The 21,292-nt window shown below is 58.5% G+C and carries 13 protein-coding genes and 3 pseudogenes; 6 read left to right on the forward strand and 10 right to left on the reverse strand.

The window, feature by feature from the left end; all coding sequences use genetic code 11:
- The first annotated feature begins 140 nt into the window (after window positions 1-140).
- Genes KDK82_RS13415 through KDK82_RS13430 form a run of 4 tightly spaced genes read left to right on the forward strand, consistent with a single transcriptional unit; the run spans window position 141 to window position 7,087 of the window.
- Complete coding sequence (locus KDK82_RS13415; protein ID WP_088165177.1) at window positions 141-1,805, forward strand: DNA cytosine methyltransferase; 1,665 nt, start codon at window positions 141-143, stop codon at window positions 1,803-1,805.
- Entirely contained in the window at window positions 1,802-3,823 is a 2,022-nt protein-coding gene (locus KDK82_RS13420; RefSeq protein ID WP_218827080.1) for an ATP-binding protein, read from the forward strand. The genes KDK82_RS13415 and KDK82_RS13420 overlap by 4 nt, the downstream gene beginning before the upstream one ends.
- Window positions 3,823-6,141, forward strand: coding sequence for a Z1 domain-containing protein (locus KDK82_RS13425; RefSeq protein WP_088165178.1), 2,319 nt, complete (start codon window positions 3,823-3,825; stop codon window positions 6,139-6,141). Before KDK82_RS13420 ends, KDK82_RS13425 begins: the two co-directional genes overlap by 1 nt.
- On the forward strand, window positions 6,134-7,087 hold the full coding sequence (locus KDK82_RS13430; protein WP_088165179.1) for a PD-(D/E)XK motif protein: 954 nt from the start codon (window positions 6,134-6,136) through the stop codon (window positions 7,085-7,087). The genes KDK82_RS13425 and KDK82_RS13430 overlap by 8 nt, the downstream gene beginning before the upstream one ends.
- A gap of 518 nt (window positions 7,088-7,605) precedes the next feature.
- On the opposite strand, the gene KDK82_RS13435 is transcribed toward KDK82_RS13430, so the two are convergent.
- From KDK82_RS13435 to KDK82_RS32080, 5 genes and pseudogenes are all read right to left on the reverse strand, one after another.
- Window positions 7,606-8,904 carry a hypothetical protein gene (locus KDK82_RS13435; RefSeq protein WP_143343465.1) on the reverse strand — a complete coding sequence of 433 codons (1,299 nt, stop codon included), beginning with the start codon at window positions 8,902-8,904 and terminating at the stop codon, window positions 7,606-7,608.
- Between the two features lie 548 nt (window positions 8,905-9,452).
- Window positions 9,453-10,322 carry an HNH endonuclease gene (locus KDK82_RS13440; RefSeq protein WP_256974479.1) on the reverse strand — a complete coding sequence of 290 codons (870 nt, stop codon included), beginning with the start codon at window positions 10,320-10,322 and terminating at the stop codon, window positions 9,453-9,455.
- 154 nt (window positions 10,323-10,476) lie between these two features.
- A complete protein-coding gene (locus KDK82_RS32075) occupies window positions 10,477-11,565 on the reverse strand; it encodes a response regulator (protein ID WP_143343466.1) in 1,089 nt (362 codons plus the stop codon).
- 8 nt (window positions 11,566-11,573) lie between these two features.
- Window positions 11,574-13,796 carry an ATP-binding protein gene (locus KDK82_RS13445; RefSeq protein WP_143343467.1) on the reverse strand — a complete coding sequence of 741 codons (2,223 nt, stop codon included), beginning with the start codon at window positions 13,794-13,796 and terminating at the stop codon, window positions 11,574-11,576.
- A gap of 16 nt (window positions 13,797-13,812) precedes the next feature.
- A pseudogene (locus tag KDK82_RS32080) lies at window positions 13,813-13,999 on the reverse strand (DUF2274 domain-containing protein).
- Between the two features lie 467 nt (window positions 14,000-14,466).
- On the opposite strand from KDK82_RS32080, the pseudogene KDK82_RS13450 reads away from it, so the two are divergent.
- Window positions 14,467-14,706, forward strand: a pseudogene (locus KDK82_RS13450) (transposase); the annotation flags it as partial.
- A gap of 17 nt (window positions 14,707-14,723) precedes the next feature.
- On the opposite strand, the pseudogene KDK82_RS13455 reads toward KDK82_RS13450, so the two are convergent.
- From KDK82_RS13455 to KDK82_RS13475, 5 genes and pseudogenes are all read right to left on the reverse strand, one after another.
- Window positions 14,724-15,665, reverse strand: a pseudogene (locus tag KDK82_RS13455) (IS481 family transposase); the annotation flags it as partial.
- Window positions 15,666-16,031: 366 nt separating this feature from the next.
- Entirely contained in the window at window positions 16,032-17,648 is a 1,617-nt protein-coding gene (gene guaA / locus KDK82_RS13460) for a glutamine-hydrolyzing GMP synthase (protein ID WP_043820812.1), read from the reverse strand.
- Between the two features lie 31 nt (window positions 17,649-17,679).
- A complete protein-coding gene (locus KDK82_RS13465; protein WP_012204856.1) occupies window positions 17,680-18,114 on the reverse strand; it encodes a type II toxin-antitoxin system VapC family toxin in 435 nt (144 codons plus the stop codon).
- The gene (locus tag KDK82_RS13470) at window positions 18,111-18,389 is read right to left on the reverse strand and encodes a type II toxin-antitoxin system Phd/YefM family antitoxin (protein ID WP_012204855.1); all 279 of its coding nucleotides are present in this window, start codon (window positions 18,387-18,389) and stop codon (window positions 18,111-18,113) included. The genes KDK82_RS13465 and KDK82_RS13470 overlap by 4 nt, the downstream gene beginning before the upstream one ends.
- 142 nt (window positions 18,390-18,531) lie before the next feature.
- Window positions 18,532-19,461 carry a LysR family transcriptional regulator gene (locus tag KDK82_RS13475; protein WP_034364366.1) on the reverse strand — a complete coding sequence of 310 codons (930 nt, stop codon included), beginning with the start codon at window positions 19,459-19,461 and terminating at the stop codon, window positions 18,532-18,534.
- Between the two features lie 93 nt (window positions 19,462-19,554).
- Between KDK82_RS13475 and ilvD the strand changes: the two genes are divergently transcribed.
- Window positions 19,555-21,249 carry a dihydroxy-acid dehydratase gene (ilvD, locus tag KDK82_RS13480; protein WP_071955098.1) on the forward strand — a complete coding sequence of 565 codons (1,695 nt, stop codon included), beginning with the start codon at window positions 19,555-19,557 and terminating at the stop codon, window positions 21,247-21,249.
- Window positions 21,250-21,292 lie beyond the last annotated feature (43 nt).

Genomic DNA, 21,292 nt, shown 5'->3' on the forward strand with positions numbered 1-21,292 from the left:
CTGACACGACGCAACATTTGGCGCCCGATTGACGAATCGTCAAACCGGGCTGCAGTGCGTGGGATGAACAGGCCTGAGACGCCGTCGCCCTGCGCTCTGTACAGGTGGTCCTGGCGCATGTTCCATATGAGAGATACCGGATGTCCATCCAAACCGAGCTGCGAAAGTCGCAGCCCAGCAAGACCTACGAAAAGCAAAGCACCCCGGCTGCCGACCTGCCCTCCTCGACTGGCAAGAATTTCCGCGCCTCGACATCCGACGACAAGCTGATCTACGACAAGTTGCAGCGCATACAGCACGGCGGAGAGATTCGTTACATGGACATGTTCGCGGGATGTGGCGGCATCTCATTGGGCTTCCTGACTGCCGGCTTCACGCCGGTGGCATCCATCGAGATGGACCCATGGGCCGCAAAGTCACACGGCGCCAACTTCGGCTCGCGCTCTGTCGGAGGTGACAAGGAAGCGCACCACGCCCCGCGCAATGCGGTCACCGAAACTGCAGAAACCGTCTTCGGCGATCTCGGACTGCAGGGCGCCACGGACCGCCAGATCGATGTCCTCGTCGGCGGGCCACCCTGTCAGGCGTTCGCTCGCGTGGGTCGGGCCAAGCTCCGCGAACAGGCGCGCCTGCGTGAAGAGGTAACGGCAGACCAGGCATTCCTCGTAGACGGTCGGGTGAGTTTGTGGGAGCGGTACGTCGCGTTTATCCGTGCGACAAAACCTGTTGCGCTCCTGATGGAGAACGTGCCGGACATCCTCAACCATGGCGGCACCAACGTTGCCGAGCTCGTTTCAAAGAGCCTTGCTGATGAGGGCTACGACGTTGCCTACACGCTGCTGAACTCCGCCTGGTACGGGGTTCCTCAGATGCGGGAGCGGATGATTCTTGTTGGCATCCACCGGTCTGCCGGCATTAAACCCCGGTTTCCGGTGCCGACGCACCACCTCGTTCTGCCCTCGGGCTATACCAGTTCAAAGAACGCCGCACGCCGCGTACTTAAGGCCGAAGGCTCAGCGCACCATCGCTGGATCCCGGACCCGGCACCCGACTCTCCCGCCGCCACCTCTGCATCCGACGCCCTTGCGGATCTCCCGCCACTGTTTGCTAGAGAAATGCTGAGCAGCGGCACAATCCGCCGCGGTGCCAAGGATCCAGCAGAGCCTGTCGAGTACACGACAAAAGACCCGGCAACAGCCTACTCACGTCTGATGCGCGAGTGGAAGGGATTTGCAACCAAGTCGACGACCGGCCACGTCTTCAGATACCTCCCCAGGGACTACAAGATTTTTGCCGAGATCCAGCCGGGCTGGGAGTACCCGCAGGTCCATGCCTATGTCGAGCAGAAGATCGCTACTTGGCTGGCCAACCGCAAGAAGCACGGGCTGTCCACAGATCCACGGAACCCAGACGTCAGTTCCTACATAACGGCATGGCGCATCCCTTACGACCCAGGAAAGTTTCCGAACAAGTGGTGGAAGCTCCGCGCCGATGCCCCTGTACGTACGCTGATGGCGCACCTCGGCAAGGACTCCTATTCCCACATTCACTTCGACTCGGAACAGGCACGCACCATCACAGTCCGCGAGGCTGCGCGGCTCCAGTCTTTTCCGGACGGCTTCGTTTTCAAGGGGTCGATGAATCCGGCATTCAAGCAGATCGGCAACGCCGTGCCGCCGCTGTTTGCCTATGCCATTGCTCGTGGAATCCGGGAGTGTCTGGGCGCCCCCGAGACTCCAGATATACGTGTATCCCTGCTGGGCCTGGACCCATCACAGATCAAGACCACCGAGGGATCGAAGTGAAGTTCACCATCCTCCGACTGCTGAAACCTTCCGAACTCGGCATGTTTCATGAGTACCGCCGTCAGGGGAAGGAACGCGCCAAGCAGCGCGCAATCAACTTCGACTGGAATGTCGTAGACAAAGTCTTTCCCTCTGCCGAAGACCAGGACACCATTGCTATCAACTGCCGACGCCTGGAAGACGAACACACCGTCGTGGAGGTTGCATCCTGGCTGAAGCGCCAGAACCGAAACTGGAGGTTCGAAGGCGACTGCCCGACGAGCCCTTTCTACAGATTTGTGGACCCTGGGGTTCTGTTTGCAATGGTCGTCGACGCCTCGACCACTCCGGCCAGTGCATCGTGGGTTGTCATACCCGCAGACCACCCTGCTTATTCCTCGATTCTCGGCCATGGCGAAAGTGCTCGGCTCGGCAAGTCCGCAATGATCGCGTTGTACGGTGATGAAGGCCTGCACTGCCAGTCCGTGCTTTCGGATCAGTTCCCGCAGCTATTCAAGGAGGGAGAAACAGTGTCCGTTACGCCACAAAAAGAAAACGACAACAATCGCGACGACGACGACGACGCCGCACCGGACCCGCTTGGCCTTTTCAAGATCCTGGCGCGTGCCGGCCACAGTCTGCCCAGCGCCGTGGCCGATCTGGTGGACAACAGCCTGTCGCATGGCGCGCGAGAGATCGACATCACCTTCCCGAATCCCAATGTGGGTGGCCGGTGGATGTGTATTCGCGACGACGGTACGGGGATGACTCCAGCGGGTCTGCGCGACGCTATGAAGATCGGACACCAGCGTGAATACGACGACGGCGACCTGGGCAAGTTCGGCTACGGGCTGAAGGGCGCGGCTTGGTCTCAGGCCGATCGATTGACGGTGGTGTCGAAAGCCGCAGGAAACGAGACCACGACCCTCACCTGGGACAAGGAACATCTCGCCAAGACGCGCCGCTGGTCGCTCCTGAACGACCCGGCAGCTCCCGAGCATGCCTCGGCAGTAGACATCGGCGACTCGGGTACAGCCGTGCTGCTCACGCAGATGCGCCCCTCAATGGAGCCTTCCAGGGGCAAGGCAGGCTCCCCTTATGCGCAAGAGCTCGCTGCCATCAGGTCACACCTCGAACTTGTCTTCCACCGGTACCTTGAAGGCAAGGCTCGCGGGCGCGAGAAGATCGTCATTCGGCTGAACGGTGACGTCCTGCGCGCCAACAACCCCATGGGGCACCCGCTTACGAAGGAGTACGACCAGCATCGCATCGAGCTACCAGGCTCTGCTTCGGACAAGACGGCGGCTCTCTATGTTCGTGCGTACGTCACGCCAAACGAGGCAGAGTTCGACGAGTACATCAAGGATCTGCCGCCTCTGGAACAACGCGTGGAACGTGACCGCCACACCCTGAATGGCCGTGCTAACGATGCCCAGGGCCTGTACTTCTACCGACTTGACCGCCTCATTAAATGGGGTGGCTGGGAAGATATCTTCGCCAAGGATGAGCACACCAAACTCATTCGTGTCGCAGTCGACTTCGACAGGCTGGCAGACGAGCAGTTGCAGGTAGATATCAGCAAGCAGCTCATACGCCTTCCCTTTGCGATCATCAAGCCTCTCGAAGACCTGATCAAAAGTCCTCGTGCAGCAGCCCGCCTCCGGTACAACAAGAAGGAAAAACCTGCGCCGGCACCGAAAGGAGGCGGCAAGACTGAGTCGCCGACAGGCACGCCAGCGCCAAGCGGCTTCGTACAGCCAACGACAGCAGCGGGAGGCTCCCCAGTGACGGCTCCTGCTCCTGCCCCCGCAGCGAAGAAAGACAGGACTGCAATCCGACTTGTCAGCAGCGGCGACAAGCCATGGCAACGCAAAACCGGATTCAAGGGGGAAGAAGTCGAGGTCTCCCCGCTTATGCCGACGCTGGTGACGCTCGTGCAGCGCATCGACAAGGATGCCGAGGCCAAGACTGCCCTCTCCGAATTCCTTCGCGCACTGGAGTCAGCCGGTGTCCCCGACCAACTGACGGACAAGGCCTGATGCAGGCCCGGCTTCCGTATCCCCTCACACTGAAGCCCAGGCTCGCCCTGTGGACTGACGGAACCGTCTGGACCAACTGGTCCCGACATGAAGCCTGTCTGCGGTCCCAGCCCAAATGGAAACCGCACCAGATTGCTTCGGTCGCGGAAGAGTCATTGCGGATCATCTCAAAGACCACGCCGATCGCTCGGCCAGAATTCCAGTGCCGCGGGCTGGTCGTCGGCTATGTCCAGTCCGGCAAGACAGCCAACTTCACAGCTGTGGCAGCGCGCGCGGCCGATGTCGGCTATCGCCTGATCATCGTTCTTTCCGGCATCCACGATTCGCTGCGGAACCAGACGCAGAAACGCCTGGATCTGGAGCTGACCAGGACTGGCGTCGACTGGATCACGCTGACCGATGAGACTTCAGACTTTCGTGAACCGGAAATAGCTGACGGATTTGCATCGACAGGTACCGTTCTGATTGTCGCCAAGAAAATCACGCCGATCCTGAAGCGGCTTAACCAGTGGTTCGGCAAACTCGAAGGCCGACTAGCCCACGTACCGGTTCTTCTCATCGATGACGAAGCCGATCAGGCTTCCATCAACACGCGCGGAAATCGACGCGACCCCAGCATTGACACGGACACCGAGCCGGATGACGACACGGCCCCATCACTGACCAACGCCCTGATTCGCGATATTCTCAGAAAGATTCCACGGGCCACATATATCGCCTACACGGCAACGCCATTCGCCAACATCCTCATTGACCCCGACGCCAGTGACCACCAAGTCGGCGAAGACCTGTTCCCCAAGGACTTCGTCGTGCAGCTTCCGCGGCCGGACGGCTACACAGGGACGGAGGAGCTTTTCGGCATCAGTGCGCAGGGTCGAGACATACTGCGCCCCGTAGACCCGGCGGATGTGAAAGCTCTGAAGTCGAAGCAGCACAAAAGAAGCGAGGCGATCGTTGTCCAAGCTCCGCTGGATCTGCCTCAGTCGCTCGCCGATGCCATTTTGACGTTTGCGCTGGTCGGCGCCGTCAGGTTGCTGCGCGGACAATCGGGCAAGCCGAACACGATGCTGGTGCACGTATCTCAGTTCCAGCAGGACCAGCTGCGCATTGGTGAAGCGATCGAGGAGCAGGTCCGAAACTGGTTCCATCATGAGAGTGCCGAACCCGGTGTGCTCAAACAGATGTTCCGGTCAACGCTCGCAGGACTGGGACCGGTCGATCTGCCCTGCAGCGAAGAGGATCTCCTGGAAGAAGCAGTGACAAACCTGGCCCGTCTGGTCGTCGTCGTACTCAACAGCACGACGGGCGACGAACTGGAGTACGAGGCCAAGCCCGGGCGCCAGCTCGTTGCAGTGGGCGGCAATCGGCTGTCGCGCGGCCTGACGCTTGAGGGACTGACGATCTCCTACTTCCTGCGCACCACAACGCTGGCGGACGCGCTGCTTCAGATGGCCCGCTGGTATGGTTTCAGGACAGGCTACGAAGACCTGATCCGCATCTGGACAACCGAGGGCATTGCTCAGTGGTTTGTCGAGCTGGCGCTGGTTGAGGAATCCCTGCGCGACTCCATCACCGCACTGAACAAGGCCAGCCGCAGGCCAGACCAGATGGCCATCCGGATGCGCGCCCATTCAAAGCTCCTGTTAACCAGCAAAAACAAGAGCCGGATGCAGACAGATGATGCACGGTCATGGTCTGGCGAAAACCCGCAGACCATTCTGTTTCCCATGCAGGACAGGGAATTGCTGGAGCGGAACGTTGACTTGGCGTCCGCCCTGCTGCGACAACATCCCCCGACACACGATGCACACGGCGGCTCCATCGCACACGATGTGCCGGCCGAGGACATCGCACTGTTCCTGCAGCGTTATGAGGGACACCCGAACAGCATTGCATTCCAGGGTGCCGAAATTGCCAACTGGATCCTGGAACGCGCTGAAAAGGGAGAGCTGACGAACTGGACTGTGTTCGTAGCTAACCCACAGCGGGAACGCCAAGTTCTGCTGGGTGGGAGGCCGTTCGGCCTTGTACGACGTTCGTTGCAAGCCAACGAATCGATCGGAATCCTTATCGATCCTCGTCACGAGGGTGTTGACCTGCATGGCGGGCCGGAAAACTACCGCGCTGCCTCTGGCTTCAATGCCCGCGCAATGCGTGAAGATCGACCTGCGCAGCAGGGCCTGCTCCTGCTCTACCCCCTCGATCCCGAACCGCTCCGCGCGCCGGCACAGGCCGTGCTGGGCCTCGCGCTGTCGCTGCCCCGCACCACGGATGGCGAGCAACGGTTTGTCGTGAACCGCGGGATCCGCCATGGTTGAGATCACACAGGCCCGTTGGGCAAGCCTGCGCGAGCAGCGACTTCCACATGAGGACATCTACGAGCAGGCGGCAGAAGACTTGGAAGCTGCGCTCATCGGAGTGTCAGTCGAAGGACGGCTGCACCTGCTGCTGGCAATCGATGTTGCCCCACAAAACCTGCCGCCGGACCTGCAGAGCCTTCAGGTCCGCATCCTTGAAGGCGGACAGACCTGGCTGGATGTCTCCGCTCGCAGTCACCATGAAGAGCTGCTTACGCTAGTAGCCAACAAGGTCCTCTACGCCATCCGCATCGAGGGCCGCGATCCTGCTGTCTCGGTTGAACGGATCATCGACGAGATGCGCGCGGCATTGCGCCCGCTTGCACCTGACCTCAGCACGGCAGAGCAGATCGGTCTTTTCGGCGAACTCTGGGTGCTGTCCAATGTGTTGCTCCCGACCCTCGGCCCGCGCGTCAGCCACCTCTGGAGCGGCCCCGAAAGCGAACGTCATGATTTCGTCGGCCAGGGTGTTCATATCGAAGTAAAAACCACAACACGCTCGGAGCCAAAGCATGAGATCTCCCGCCTCGATCAGTTGAAGGCACCTGCCAGCAAACGTCTCCTGTTTGTCAGCGTCATGCTGGAGCGAAGTCTGGGCGGCGACGAAACGCTGGCAGACCGCGTCGATGAAATTCGGGAAAAACTGGGATCCGACGGGCATGCGCTCGACGTCTTCGATTCACGCCTGGCTCAGCTCGGCTGGCATGAGGGCCTGCGACAGACCGGAGCCCTCCTCCGGTTCACATTCCGCGATGTTCATGTCTTCGAGGTCGCCGGCAACTTCCCCAGACTCCCCGATGACTACATGCCGCCACCCGGTGTGACCGGTATCAAGTACAGCATCAACGTCGGAAGCCTGCCATCGCTCGATGTCTCCGAAGTACAGGAAGTACTTCTGACCGCCTGATCCTCCACTATGGATTGACCTGATAACCCATTCTGGCGTAAGTCATGGCGGTATCGTAGATACGCTGGCCGCTGGCTCTTTGTTATCGGCCATCCCGTGGGGGATAGGTCAGTCGCGCCAAACGCCACCGAGATGTCAAAAAGCCCGCCGTGACGCGGGCTTGAGGTTGAAATACTGCCAGACAGTTCCAGCAGTTTCCTATTACGCAATCACTCCCAGCCCATCATCAACGGGACTCGCAAGCCCGCGTGATTAAAGGGATTTTTGATGATCGACCGAACCTTTACTGTCGCCTTTCCCCGTCAAAAACACGCACCTTTTGCTGGCGCATGTTATAGAGCGATTTGCGGGGGCGTCGACACTTTCCGGCTGATTATCATCAGGGTACATCGTAGCGCACAGCAGGCCGCCTGGAAACGACCAAGCTTTCCCATCTACGGCGCCATCCCGGCCCCAGGCCAGTGCTGGCACGATTGAACAGACGGCTGCAGAACGCAATCCGGCTTGACACCCATGCACTACGCTGTGGTGCGCCGGACCACCTCGACATCCAGCCCCGGGAACCGCAGCCGCCAGGAAGCAGCTTCCAGGTCGTCATTGCTTGGCCAAGAGCTGCGGTCTACACCCCCAAAGGCGTTTGCGACGTACCGCAAGATGTCAATTTCTCGAGCATCTGAAGTGGCGGCTCGGACCAGTTCGGGCCAGGACAGCCAAGCTCCCCGGGAGTCACATGCACCAGCGCCCGAAAAACGTGCCGCGTAGCGGGCTACGACCAGAATGACCGGCTTCTCAGCCTGCAGGCATTCGGCCACGGGCATGCCGACCGCCATCGCGATTTCGCCCGACGAGCGCTCTCCTACCCAGCCCGCGACGCGTTCGACCCATTGGTTCGCGGCGAGAAGGTTCCGCTTTCGACTCTCCCGTTCCCGGAGCGAGTTGCCGAAGATGTCGTGCCACTTCAGCTGTACGAGTGCCACGGTGCCGCTTACTTGGTCCTGCACCACAGCATCGACATCGGTCAGCGGGGTGCCATCAGGGCGACGGAGGAGGACACCCGAAGGCAGCACGGCATAGCGCGGCTCTTTGAAGATTGCCGCAAGATCTGAGCGAAATACCGCCTCCCGGGTATCTACCGCGCGATCCCAGTCACCGCGGTAGCATGACCTCAGATGCCTCACGACTCCAACGAATGGGTTAAGCAACGCGGACAGCGATGGAGCAAGGATGAATTCGCGCCCCATGTCCACGTAGAAGGGGAACGGCGTGTCATGGTGCAGCAGCACCTCCTCTATGGACTGGCAGTCAAGCGTCATGGCCTGAGAAACCGCTCTGATCCATTCGGGCTCAAGCCCACGCTCCTGCCATACGCGCTCAAGGTCATCGCGCCTGATGAACATAGTCAACAGGTCTCGTAGGTCGATGCCCGGATGAGTCGTCTTGAGGCGAGTGGAAAATTCAATGTGGTGCAAAACTGCTGCTGCGGCAACGCAGCAGGCATCCTTCCACTCTCGAAAGGTCTTCCCGCCGATCATCGCACCATCGGGGAGAGCCTCGGTCTCATGCCAGATAGGCTCGAGATCGCGTACCCGCCGGAGGCTACGCTCAAACAGTTCATCGTCACCCGAATACCGAATGAACCAGCCGCCCATATCTGCACCCGACTTCTTGTCAAGTCGCCTTCGGAGTCGCTTCAACTGGCCCTTTGCCAAGTCAAGCTCCCCTCGAACGCCAGCAGCATCAAGCTTTTGGAAGCTCAGCCACTCCAATGCTTCGCGGTCGGCAGCCTCAAGTTCGTCGGGTACGACTTCGATGCGCATCTTCGAGGCTCCGGTAGTCGTGTGACTGAGCCCGTATCTCTCCAGACTGGCCAGGCGGTGTAGCCAAGTCAGCTGTCCGCATCGCAGCAGATGGTCCTCCACGACCCTGGTCCACCTTGTGGAGGATGGTCCCCAGGACATAGGCCCCTCGATCTCGGCGACCCCCTTGAGCAGTGGCTTCAACGCCGGAGCGGCGCCTGCCAACATCCAGTGGCGTGCTTGGTCTCGCTGAAGGAGGTACTCCCTGTTAGGGGCCATCCGGAAAGCAAAGGCGCACATGTCCAACGTCCGGAACACCTCCGTGATGGCCAATCGCTCGTAGCCCGCGAAGTAGCTGGCCGCGCGTGTTTGCTGGTCGATCAGCATCTTCGAAAGGAGATCGACGGCTGGTTGTGCACTCATCGGGCAGAAACGGCAGTGAATATCATGACTAATTCTTTCGCTGACTAGTCCAGACTCTTTAGATGGCTACAGCAAAGAAGGATCAATCGTCAGAAAATAGATTGCAGTGTTATATCTTTCGATCAAGGACACCTTGGGATCCAATCTCATAAAACAGGCTGTGTTAAGTCGCCACCACTCTCCCAATGCACATCTATATCACGCATTTTTCCAAAATTTTCGACTATAGATTTTTTTATGTCGAGATAATTTCCACCATACACCCTCATGTACTTGTGCACCGCCCTATGACAACTAGGGCAAAGTAACGCAAAGTCCGAAGGGGCAACAATATATGACGAACAATAGGTCGATATAGGCTTCTTATGATGAGCCTCAATGCACTCAACCCCGTACCGCTCAAAAAAATGAAGCTCACAGATATCGCATGCAGCGCCCTGCTTTGACTTTACGATAGAAACCACTTTCTTGTTTCTCTCTGCCATGAGATGAGTAACGTACCTCCTGTCGCCCTCGATGTACGAGACATCGATTTCTTCCAGCAGCTGTTCTTCAGACAGCGCAGTAGACACAGCCCCCCTGCTGAGTACTACAAAGCCATCATGGAGTTCCGTAACTCCGAAACTTCCTTGATAAATCCATCGATCTCGAGATTCAATGAACAAAAGAATCGGGTAGCCAATCTTCAGCTGATTAATCAAAACCGCATTGGCTTTCTCTGCGTATGAAATACGACCTTTCACAGACTTGAAAGAGTATCGATAGAGATCTTCACTACCTTCGACCCACCCGTCTTCATCGTACGAACCAACCCTGGTTTTTATCAAAACGGCAATGCAGCTCGGATTCAGACCAATCCAATTTATCCCTTGCTGAGGTGTGTTTCCAATCCTATTCTCAACTCCATCCCAAAATTGAGAGCCTTCCACTTTCGAGTACTGAATAAGATCAAAAAGATTTCTCTTCGTGACAGCATCGCCCCTGGAGAGGATCAATATATCACGCGACTTTCTCAAGCTAATATTCATGCAGTGAGACCCCGGAGACATTCCAACCATCGCCACCTAGCTCCAAAAAATTGACGAAAAATCTTGAGCCAAGAAAGGCGAACTAGCAGCACGCTGGCGGCCTCGTCCGCCCATATAGCTGCACCTCAACAACCAAAAGTCACTATTTAAAAGAATTAATTAGTGATGGGATGTGCAAGTCCGGGACTCCCATTCGCCCATAATACCTGGAGAATTGATTGAGAAGCTCTTCCCTGAAAGGGCTGTCGACCCTACAAACGACCTCTGAGTGCTTTAAATCAGCGAAGGGAATTTGCCTCAATTCTTGAAAGTCGACCACCAAATTTTCAACAAAGAATGTACCAGGTAGAAATCTGTAGCGATCCCCTGCCTTATTTCCAATCAAAGAATATAGCTTGTTGTACGCAGGATTTTTTTGTTCAGCACTATCCCGCTTATTAACTACCCACTCTTGGTATTGACTGAAGCTGGAAAGTGGCTTTGCCGCAACCAAAAGTATTGATTCAGCCTTACCCTGGACAAAATCACAAGCGGGGGTGGTCACCAACCAAAATCCGCCATCTTTACGAACTACACAACCGGTCTTTATTGATTCATCGTGCGGCGGATAAATATAAACCTCAATAGGGGAAACTTTCTCGGGATCGTGCTGAAGAAATTCCTTGATAAACTCACGACTTAGTCTGGCCCCGAGCCGACGCGCCACCAAATACGCCAAATCTTCGACGCCACCATCTATTTGTATATCACCCCAAGATTTATCAATAGTGTCCCACAAATATCGAGTATTTTCTTCTTCGATCTTGCTTAAAAGCCGAGACACACCCGTCGAGTACAACGCATCGATTGCATTTCTTACGCCATCAAGATCATTTTCACCCTTCTTCACGATCTTTACCACACCGGACTCAAGCGACTTGATCTTTTCGGCATACCCGGTATAGAAAACAACGGGAATAAACCGAACGCTCCGCAATTCGTTCAAAACCCGAAGCCCCTCCTGCGCACCTTGCTCACCATCGTCCTTCAATGGATCCGGGTCGTTACCTCCATGGAGATCCAAAGTCACCAGATCAAAACGCTCGACTTTGAGGCGTTCAACAACTGAATTGAAATCGCTTTCACCGAAGACCTCGAACGTTCCGTGCAGGCTATCATCCCATGAAGAAATTATCTCCTTTATATTTTCGAGAATTTCAGGCTTATCATCAAAACACAGAACTCTTGGCATAAATACCCCTACACCCTTTTGCGAAGTTTAATTCGAAAGACGGCACCCGGCAACGGCCCTGAATTAAGCAATTCAAGACTTCCATTGTAGTAATCTCTTATCATCTCTCCAGCTATTACAAGGCCCAGCCCGACACCATCCGGTTTTGTGCTGAAGTAGGGCTCAAAAATTGCAGACTTGTTTCCCTTGGATACCCCGGGTCCACTGTCGGCAAAAATTATGTCGAGCTCCCTAGGAGCAGGTCTTGTGCATTGCACCAAAATTGCTCTCTGGCCTTTTGGAACATTCGAAAGCCAGTAAACACTATTGGCAATAAGATTAATAAGAACTTCTTGCAACTCATGCGCATCAACCTGAATCAGATCATCAGCAGCAGGCAATGTCACATTGATACCAAGACTCTCAATATCAGCTTGAAAATGCGAAAAAGCGTTTTTTATTATCTCATTTATATATACTTTTGTCGGACGCCCCTTCTTTCTCCCGCCAAGAGGCTCAATTCTTTTGAGCACTAGATCAATCAATCCCGCGGCGTCCTTGACACGCAAAAGACGAGCATGAATTCCCTCAAGATACTTGCCGCATTCACTAGAGCCATCCAGCTTCTTTAGTGCCTTTGAAAGGCTCTCGATCAGCAATGATGACTGCGTCTGGATCGTAGATAGCGGCTGACGCCCGTCATGAACAACTTTATCTACGAGCTGACCGAGCGTAGCGAGTGAGTGATATCGCGACAACACTTCACGAATTCGACCGACCTGATTTTCCCATGCTTTAGTTGTTTCATCGAACAGATGTAAAGTTTCAGCGCTATCCGCCCCTGTGGAGATTAGCTGGCGCAGTTTGGCGGTATCAGGGACTGCAAGTAATGCACCATCGGATTTTCGAGATGCATCATCTGCACCGGCACTCTTTTTATCTCTAAAACGAAGACTTTCGAGTTTGGATAATGCCAGTCTTATAATCTCCTGCAGTTCCGAATAGGCGGAGTTGTTATCGAGCCCCTCTCTATTACTTTGATCCTTGAGTAGCGGATTTTCATCGGCGCCAATTTTCACATAACCAGTAATCTGATTATTCGAGAGACGCATGGTTGGATTTTGCACGCGACGAATATCGAGCTTCAACCAGTCATTCTCAGCCTCCCCGTATGGCAGCACTCTGAATCCATCGCGAAATATGCTTACTCCGGCTATGGAATCAAGGTCACGCCGTATATCATGAATACCAGTACCAAGTTTTTGATCAATGTTATCGAGCTGATCCCGATCCCAGACTAAAATATTAAAAGAAAATGGACCACAAACGAGAGGGCGTCCACCTTTTCCGTCAACAAATTCAACAACACCTCTGTCTTTAACATCCGAATTAACCAGCTTCCCTGTGAATGCCTCTACGATCGAAGAAGCATGTAATTCTGCTCGAAACTCGAAATCGCCATGCTTATCGACTCTCCCAGACAAGGTGTAATGAGGATATTTAAGGACCTCTGGAGGCTCAAGCTCACGTGGTTGCTCAGCATAGTCGCCGGGCAGCTGAATAAATATTTTAAAGCCCTTTTCTCCATCGAACGGAGAAATCAGTCGACTTAAACTCTTTTTTAGAGAGTAGACCTCTTTATCACCCCACGCACGTTTCAGCCCATTCATTTTCAAGAGCGTGCCGTGGCTTCCATCCCGGCGAAGATCGCCGTGAGGCCCGGGAGCATCGAAAGGACGCGTCCTTCCCCGAACGAATTCTTGCGGAACTCGCTCTTCAGCAAGAATCAAAATTTGATCGAGATACGCATCCTCATTGTCAAATTGAGACCAATCGAAATATGCATATACCTCTTTGTCACTTTCGAGGGCACGAGTCGTCAGTTCCAGGTCGGTTGCCAATCTAGCCGCCGCAAATCGCCCGACTCCTTTTTCACCAAGAAATCGGCGTTTCAGGATATGGCTTGAGCGCTGAACCTTCTTATTATTGGTTGCGGGTTCCATCCATGAGCCCTCTACAACCGTCAAGCTCATTCCGTGTCCGTCATCTTCGATCGACACGGACCCTTCCCCTACTTCCAACTTGCCGTCAAAGCGGATACTTACGTATCCCGCCTCGGCATCGTAGGAGTTCTTGACAAGCTCAATTACTGCAACGACTTCACTGCTTATCAGCTCCTCACCGAGCGTACGCATGATTCGGGCCCTGGGGCGCAAGGCTTTGCCCTGAGGGCTGTCACTCTCTACAGTCACCCATCACCTCCTACATTCAAGTCAGTCTTTCGGCTACCTGCCTTGCTTTTCGAAAACGACGATCGCCAAGCATGAAGGCATCCAGCATATGCGGTATCAGAACCCGCGCATCGACAGTAGCGCCCATCACCATAGGCATGTGCATACGCTTTCAGCTTCGCGGCACGCACCAATGTAAGCTTGACAAGCTCGTTCTTGGGCAACGAAAGACGAATTTTTGTTTAGACGCTCTTTGGGGTTTTCCTGTGTTGAAGAACAAGTGCTGGCAAGGCATGAGGACAAGATCCCGGTTCACCATCACCTGCATTGGCAGTCCAGGCCGTGCGTCACGGTCGGTTAGATGGGGCACGAGGTCATCTCTGCATTGACCTGAATCACGCTGTCCAGCAAACTGTCCGCCCTATGATCACCACGCGATTGTCATCCTGACAGTTCTTTGGATCTGTCAGCACCGCGCCGGCCGAGACTCTGCCCCTGAGTCAGCACGCCCTAATCTAGCCGGCACGCCCGCCCGAATTGAAGCCAGGTAAGTTGCCCAGGGTCAGAGAGGGCATGCTCCCGGCAGAATGATCTGGCTCTATGCCACATGCATGCGGCTCTACCCATAGCTCGCAGCTGCCTGAATCGCCCCGGTTCTCGAGGAGGCCCAACACTCTGAGAGGATTGAGCCATGACGAAGTCAAACAAGTTTTCACCTGAGGTGCGCAAGCGTGCCATACGCATCGTGCTAGAGCACCGAGGCGAGTACCCATCGCTGTGGGTCGCCATTGAATCCATTGCCTCCAAGATTGGTTGTGTGCCGCAGACATTGAACGAATGGGTCAAATCCGCTGAGGTCGATGCAGGTGTGCGCGAAGACGTCACGACCAGCGAAGCGCAGCGAATGAAGGAACTGGAGCGCGAGGTTAAGATGTTCAGCCCCACAGTGAGATGGTGCGGATGAAGTCTAAAGCGGCTTGGATCTTTTTCCCATGCCTCGCAAATCGCCCGCAATGGTGTCTTCCACCTGAGCGCCTTCAAGTGCTTGCCGAAGTTGTAGCTTTGAACGAAGGCCTGGACATGTTCCCGTAGCTGCTCCAGCCGCTCGTACTCGTAGGCCTTGATCGTGGATTCCTTGATGGTCTGGTTCATGCGCTCGACCATGCCGTTCGTCCAGGGGTGGTACGGCTTGGTATGCCTTTTCTCGACGCCATTGAACTTGCAGATGCACTCGAAGATGTGACCGATGCATGTGTCGGTGACGCCGCCTCTGAAGCGTTCTTGTCCCGTAAAGGTCATGCCGTTGTCCGTCAGAACGGTATGTATGCGGTACGGGAAGGCCACAAGCACCTGCCGAAGGAACTGTGCTGCATTGGCTTTCGTGGCCCTGTCAAAGAACGCGACATGCGTGAATTTTGTGACGCGGTCTATGGCAACAAACATGTGCTGTTTGCCGCTGGAGATCTTCATTTCGGCGCTGTCGATGTGCACGAAGCCGAGCGTCGTTTCTTCAAACTTTCCGTGCCTTCGTGGCAGGTGCGTTGCGGGTTGTCGGCTGATTCCGTGACGCTGCAGGCATCGATGCAAGGCGCTGCGGCTGAGCTTGGGCGCTGTCTCCAGGAGTTGCCCCATGAGATCGTCCAGCGACAGATGCCCTTGCTTGCGTAACGCAATTGCCAGGGGTTCTTGCTCTTGGGAAAGATGCTGGCTTGCTCTGTCCCGAGGACCCATGGGCTCATCGAGCACCGAGGTGCGCGCACACCACTTGGCCACGGTCTTGGGGTTGGTGCCGTAGAGCTTGGCCAAGGACCGATGGGAGCCGGTCGCTAGCTGGAGTTCTGCGCGGATACGCGGCGTCGTGCGGGCGCTGCCATGCAGGCGGATTGCCATAGTGCTTTCTCCTGTCCCAGGCTGAAGAATGCACCATGACTTCCTGGGACCGCACATCCGTAAGCATCGGGTTTTCTCCTGAAATCGTGACGGCTTTTACCGTCAAGGGTCCGGAGGCCCGCTGATGCCCCGAAAGCCGCATGAATACGGCATATCGGGTGGAGTTTTACCGTCAAAGACCGATTAGGTATGGATCATCAACAGCAGGGTCTCAATCGAGTCCCAAGGATCTAACGTCACGACCACCGCCAACCGCTTGCGCTGGCTGGCGATAGCCATCGATAGCCTTCGAAGTCAAAATTCTTTCAAATCAATAACTTACGAAGTCCTCTCGATACTTGGCGATAGTCCCCGAAGGACCTGATTTCACTCCCACTCGATCGTCGCCGGCGGCTTCGTCGAAACGTCGTAGGTCACCCGGTTGATGCCGCGCACTTCGTTGATGATCCGGCCAGACACCTTCTTGAGCAGGCCGTAGGGCAGCTCGGCCCAGTCGGCGGTCATGAAGTCGCTGGTCTGCACGGCGCGCAGGGCCACGACGTAGTCGTAGGTGCGGCCGTCGCCCATGACGCCCACGCTCTTGACGGGCAGGAAGACGGTGAAGGCCTGGCTGGTGAGGTCGTACCAGTTCTTGCCGGTGGCATCGTCGGTCCAGTTGCGCAGTTCTTCGATGAAGATGGCGTCGGCGCGGCGCAGCAGGTCGGCGTATTCCTTCTTGACTTCACCCAGGATGCGAACGCCCAGGCCCGGGCCGGGGAAGGGGTGGCGGTAGACCATTTCACGCGGCAGGCCCAGGGCCACGCCGAGTTCGCGCACTTCGTCCTTGAACAGGTCGCGCAGGGGCTCGAGCAGCTTCAGGCCGAGCTGCTCGGGCAGGCCGCCGACGTTGTGGTGGCTCTTGATGGTGACGGCCTTCTTGCTCTTGGCACCGCCCGACTCAATGACGTCGGGGTAGATGGTGCCCTGGGCCAGGAAGGTGGCGCCCTTGTGGCCACCGTCGCCAGCTTTCAGCTTGGCGGCTTCGGCCTTGAAGACGTCCACGAACAGGCCGCCGATGATCTTGCGCTTGGCCTCGGGCTCGCTGACGCCGGCCAGCTTGCCCAGGAACAGGTCGCTGGCGTCCACGCGGATGACCTTGGCGTGCAGCTTGCCTTCGAACATTTCCATGACCATGTCGCCTTCGTTCAGGCGCAGCAGGCCGTGGTCCACGAAGACGCAGGTCAGCTGGTCGCCGATGGCGCGGTGGATCAGGGCTGCGGCAACGGACGAATCCACGCCGCCCGACAGGCCGAGGATGACTTCCTCGTCACCCACCTGCTCGCGGATTTTGGCAACGGCTTCCTCGATGTAGTCGCCCATGATCCAGTCGGCATTCGCCGCGCAGATCTCGCGCACGAAGCGGTTGAGCAGGGCCGCGCCCTGCACGGTATGCGTGACTTCGGGGTGGAACTGGACGGCGTAGAAGCGGCGCGCCTCGTCGGCCATGCCGGCGATGGGGCAGGACGGCGTGGAGGCCATGACCTTGAAGCCCGGGGGCAGCTCGGTGACCTTGTCGCCGTGGCTCATCCAGACCTTGAGCATGCCGTGGCCTTCGGCCGTGGCGAAGTCCTCGATGCCCTTGAGCAGTTCGGTGTGGCCATGGGCGCGCACTTCGGCGTAGCCGAATTCGCGGGTGTGGGAGCCTTCGACCTTGCCGCCCAGCTGGGTGGCCATGGTCTGCATGCCGTAGCAGATGCCCAGCACGGGAATGCCCAGCTCGAACACGGCGTCGGGGGCGCGGTCGTCCACTTCGTAGACGCTGGCGTGGCTGCCCGACAGGATCACGCCCTTGAGGCGGCCGTCGGCGGCGAATTCGCGCACCCAGTCGCTGCTCACGTCGCAGGGGTGGACTTCGCAGTAGACATGGGCTTCGCGCACGCGGCGGGCGATCAGCTGGGTGACTTGGGAGCCGAAGTCAAGAATGAGGATCTTGTCGTGTTGCATGGTCATCTCAGGCAAAGGTGATGGGAGGGGATCAGAAATCTTCAGGGGCCAGCAGCGCCAGCCCGCGCTTGCGCGCGGCGGCGGCCTGGGCCGCGTCAAAGGTGGCCAGCGGCAGGCGCAGCGACTGCGCCAGCCACAGGTAGGCCGCGTCATAGACCGGCAGGCGGGTGTCCAGCGCCACGTCGAGCACGGCCTTGTGCTGGGCGGGCGCCAACTCGTGCAGTTCCACGCGGTGGCGGATGGCCTCGAGCACGCCCCACAGGCCTTCGACCGAGCTGTGCGGAATGCGGCCGCCGTGCACGCCCGAGGCGATCAGGTTGCCGCACTCCCACTGCCAGAGGTTGGGCGCCTGCGGGTCCACTTCGTGGCGGCGGATGCGGGTATACAGGCGCTGGGTGTGCACGCTGGCGGCATCGGGCAGCAGCCAGGCGGCGGTGACGGAGGCATCGAGCACGAAAGAGGTCATGCCTGGCTCCGGCCTGCGTGGCGCAGTCGGGTGGTGGAGTCCGGCGCCTGTGCCGACTGTGCCGGCTGGGCCGGCCGCACCGTGGCCTGCAGCGCCTGCATCTGCTCCAGCTCGCGGGCGATCTGCTCGTCGGTGATCACGGGGCGGCGGCGCACCGGCAGCATGCGCACCACTTCCTTGCCGTGGCGGGTGATGCGCACTTCCTCGCCCTGCTCGACAAGTTCGATCAGGGCGGAGAAACGGGTCTTGGCTTCGTAGATACCGACAGATTGCATGGCGGGGCTGAAAACAAAAGCAGGCCTGGTGTCCGGCCTGGCCCGAATTCTATCATTCTGACCAGAATTTCCAAAAATTCAGACCAGAACCATGCGGATATTCGCGGGCCTTGCCTCGGGGAGGGCTGTCGGTGAACGCCACTCAGCGCTGTTCGCGCACGAAGCCGACAAACCGCGCCAGCGCGGGCGACATGGCTCCGGCCGGCCAGGCCAGGCTGGTCTCGCAGACCGGCAGGGCAACGGGTTTGCTGCCTGCACGGGCGCTGGCGAAAACCGCCTCGCGGTAGACCACGCCGGGCCTGCAGAACTGCATCACGCTGGCGGGCACCCAGGCCAGGCCGATACCGCCCCAGACCAGGTTCACGATGGTCTGCATCTGTATCGCCTGCTGCGCGATGCGCGGCACATGTCCGTGCCGTCGGTACAGATCCGTCACCGCGTCATGGAGCGAGGGCATGATGCGGCGCGGAAAGATCACCAGCGGCTGCTCCAGCACTTCGTCGAGCATCAGCCTGTCCGCACCGGCAAGCGCATGCTGCTGCGGCAGGGCCAGCACCATGGCTTCCCGTCCCACGGCCAGGCGCTCCAGGCCGGCCGGCGCATGCCCGGGGGCATGCAGCATCAGCCCGGCATCGATCTGCCCACGCTCGAATGCCTCCATCTGCACATCGCTGGTGGCCTCGACCAGCTCCAGCGCCACACCGGGCGTGCCTGCAACGAAGTCCCGCACCCACAGCGGCAGCCGGGTGAAGCCGATGGTGGAGACAAAGGCCAGCCGCACGCGCCCCACTTCTCCCGCTGCCGCAGCCCGCGCAATCCCGGGCAGCGCTGCCGCCCGCGCCAGAAGCTCACGCACCTGCGGCACAAGCGCCTCGCCGGCCGGCGTCAGCGCGACGTGGCGGCTCGAGCGCTCGAACAGCGCCACGTCCAGGCTGCGCTCCAGCTGGGCGATGGCCTGGGTGAGCGGCGGCTGCGTCATGTGCAGGCGCGATGCGGCGCGGCCGAAGTGCAGCTCGTCCGCCACGGCCAGGAATTGCCGCCAGACGCGCAGATCAATGGGGGGCTCATTCATATGTGCAGCATATCAATCATGCCGATGAATAGGATTGGATCAGATGAATCAGTCGGCCCATACTCATCCAACCCCCACAACGAGAGACATGCCATGACCCCGCCGAACCAGATCAACCGCCGAAGCGCCCACATCACCGAAGGCAAGGCGCGCGCAGCCAACCGCTCCATGTTCTACGGCATGGGCTACAAGGAAGAGGATTTCAAGAAGCCCATGGTCGGCGTGGCCAACGGCCACAGCACGATCACGCCGTGCAACTCCGGCCTGCAAAGGCTGGCGGACGCGGCCATAGCAGGCATCGAGGAAGCCGGTGGCAACGCGCAGGTGTTCGGCACGCCGACCATCTCGGACGGCATGTCCATGGGCACGGAAGGCATGAAGTACTCGCTGGTCAGCCGCGAGGTGATCGCCGACTGCATAGAGACCTGCGTGGGCGGCCAGTGGATGGATGGCGTGCTGGTGGTCGGCGGCTGCGACAAGAACATGCCGGGCGGCATGATGGGCATGCTGCGCGCCAATGTGCCGGCCATCTATGTCTACGGCGGCACCATCCTGCCCGGCAGGTGGAAAGGCCGGGACCTGAACATCGTCAGCGTGTTCGAGGCCGTTGGCGAAAACGCCGCAGGCAAGATCAGCGACCAGGAGCTCAAGGACATCGAGCAGCACGCCATTCCCGGCACGGGCTCGTGCGGCGGCATGTACACCGCCAACACCATGTCCAGCGCGTTCGAGGCGCTGGGCATGAGCCTGCCCTACTCCTCCACCATGGCCAATCCCCATGATGAAAAGGAGAACTCGGCCAAGGAATCCGCCAGGGTGCTGATCGAGGCCATCAAGATGGACCTCAAGCCGCGCGATATCGTGACGCGCAAGTCCATCGAGAACGCGGTCTCGGTGATCATGGCGACCGGAGGCTCCACCAATGCCGTGCTGCACTTTCTCGCGATCGCCCATGCGGCCGGCGTGCCCTGGTCCATCGACGACTTCGAGCGCATCCGCCAGCGGGTGCCGGTGCTGTGCGATCTCAAGCCCAGCGGCAGATACCTGGCGGTGGACCTGCACCAGGCGGGCGGCATCCCGCAGGTGATGAAGATCCTGCTGAATGCGGGCCTGCTGCACGGCGACTGCATCACCATCTCGGGCCAGACCATCGCCCAGACACTGGCCGGCGTGCCTGACGAACCGCCCAACCCGCAGGTCATCCGCCCCCTCTCGGATGCGCTCTACCCGCAGGGCCACCTGGCCATCCTCAAGGGCAACCTGAGTCCGGAAGGTGCGGTGGCCAAGATCACGGGCCTGAAAAACCCGGTCATCACCGGCCCGGCACGCGTGTTCGACGATGAGCAATCGGCACTGGCGGCCATCCTCGACGGCAGGATACAGGCCGGCGACGTGATGGTGCTGCGCTACCTGGGCCCCAAGGGCGGCCCCGGCATGCCGGAAATGCTGGCCCCCACGGGCGCCCTGATCGGCGCCGGCCTGGGCGAGAGCGTGGGCCTGATCACCGATGGCCGCTTCTCCGGCGGCACCTGGGGCATGGTGGTCGGCCACGTGGCGCCGGAAGCGGCCGTGGGCGGCACCATCGCGCTGGTGCACGAGGGCGACTCGATCACCATCGACGCGCACGCATTGCAGCTGCAGCTGAACGTGCCCGAAGACGTGCTCGCCCAGCGCCGTGCGGCATGGAAGGCCCCCGCGCCACGCTACACGCGGGGCGTGCAGGCCAAGTTCGCGTTCAACGCATCGAGCGCCAGCTCGGGCGCGGTGCTGGACAACTTCGCCATCTGAACGTCGCCATCTGAGCTTCGTGAGCGCACGAAAAAAAGAGGTC

It is taken from the genome of Delftia sp. K82 (assembly GCF_002193035.1).
GTDB lineage: Bacteria > Pseudomonadota > Gammaproteobacteria > Burkholderiales > Burkholderiaceae_C > Comamonas > Comamonas acidovorans.

What these genes read in the sequence shown, in the direction of transcription:
- KDK82_RS32075 (WP_143343466.1), bottom strand. Translation starts at nt 11,565, where the DNA reads ATGCCAAGAGTTCTGTGTTTTGATGATAAGCCTGAAATTCTCGAAAAT.
- KDK82_RS13425 (WP_088165178.1), top strand. Translation starts at nt 3,823, where the DNA reads ATGCAGGCCCGGCTTCCGTATCCCCTCACACTGAAGCCCAGGCTCGCC.
- KDK82_RS13465 (WP_012204856.1), bottom strand. Translation starts at nt 18,114, where the DNA reads ATGACCTCTTTCGTGCTCGATGCCTCCGTCACCGCCGCCTGGCTGCTG.
- KDK82_RS13415 (WP_088165177.1), top strand. Translation starts at nt 141, where the DNA reads ATGTCCATCCAAACCGAGCTGCGAAAGTCGCAGCCCAGCAAGACCTAC.
- KDK82_RS13430 (WP_088165179.1), top strand. Translation starts at nt 6,134, where the DNA reads ATGGTTGAGATCACACAGGCCCGTTGGGCAAGCCTGCGCGAGCAGCGA.
- KDK82_RS13435 (WP_143343465.1), bottom strand. Translation starts at nt 8,904, where the DNA reads ATGCGCATCGAAGTCGTACCCGACGAACTTGAGGCTGCCGACCGCGAA.
- ilvD (WP_071955098.1), top strand. Translation starts at nt 19,555, where the DNA reads ATGACCCCGCCGAACCAGATCAACCGCCGAAGCGCCCACATCACCGAA.
- KDK82_RS13475 (WP_034364366.1), bottom strand. Translation starts at nt 19,461, where the DNA reads ATGAATGAGCCCCCCATTGATCTGCGCGTCTGGCGGCAATTCCTGGCC.
- guaA (WP_043820812.1), bottom strand. Translation starts at nt 17,648, where the DNA reads ATGCAACACGACAAGATCCTCATTCTTGACTTCGGCTCCCAAGTCACC.
- KDK82_RS13470 (WP_012204855.1), bottom strand. Translation starts at nt 18,389, where the DNA reads ATGCAATCTGTCGGTATCTACGAAGCCAAGACCCGTTTCTCCGCCCTG.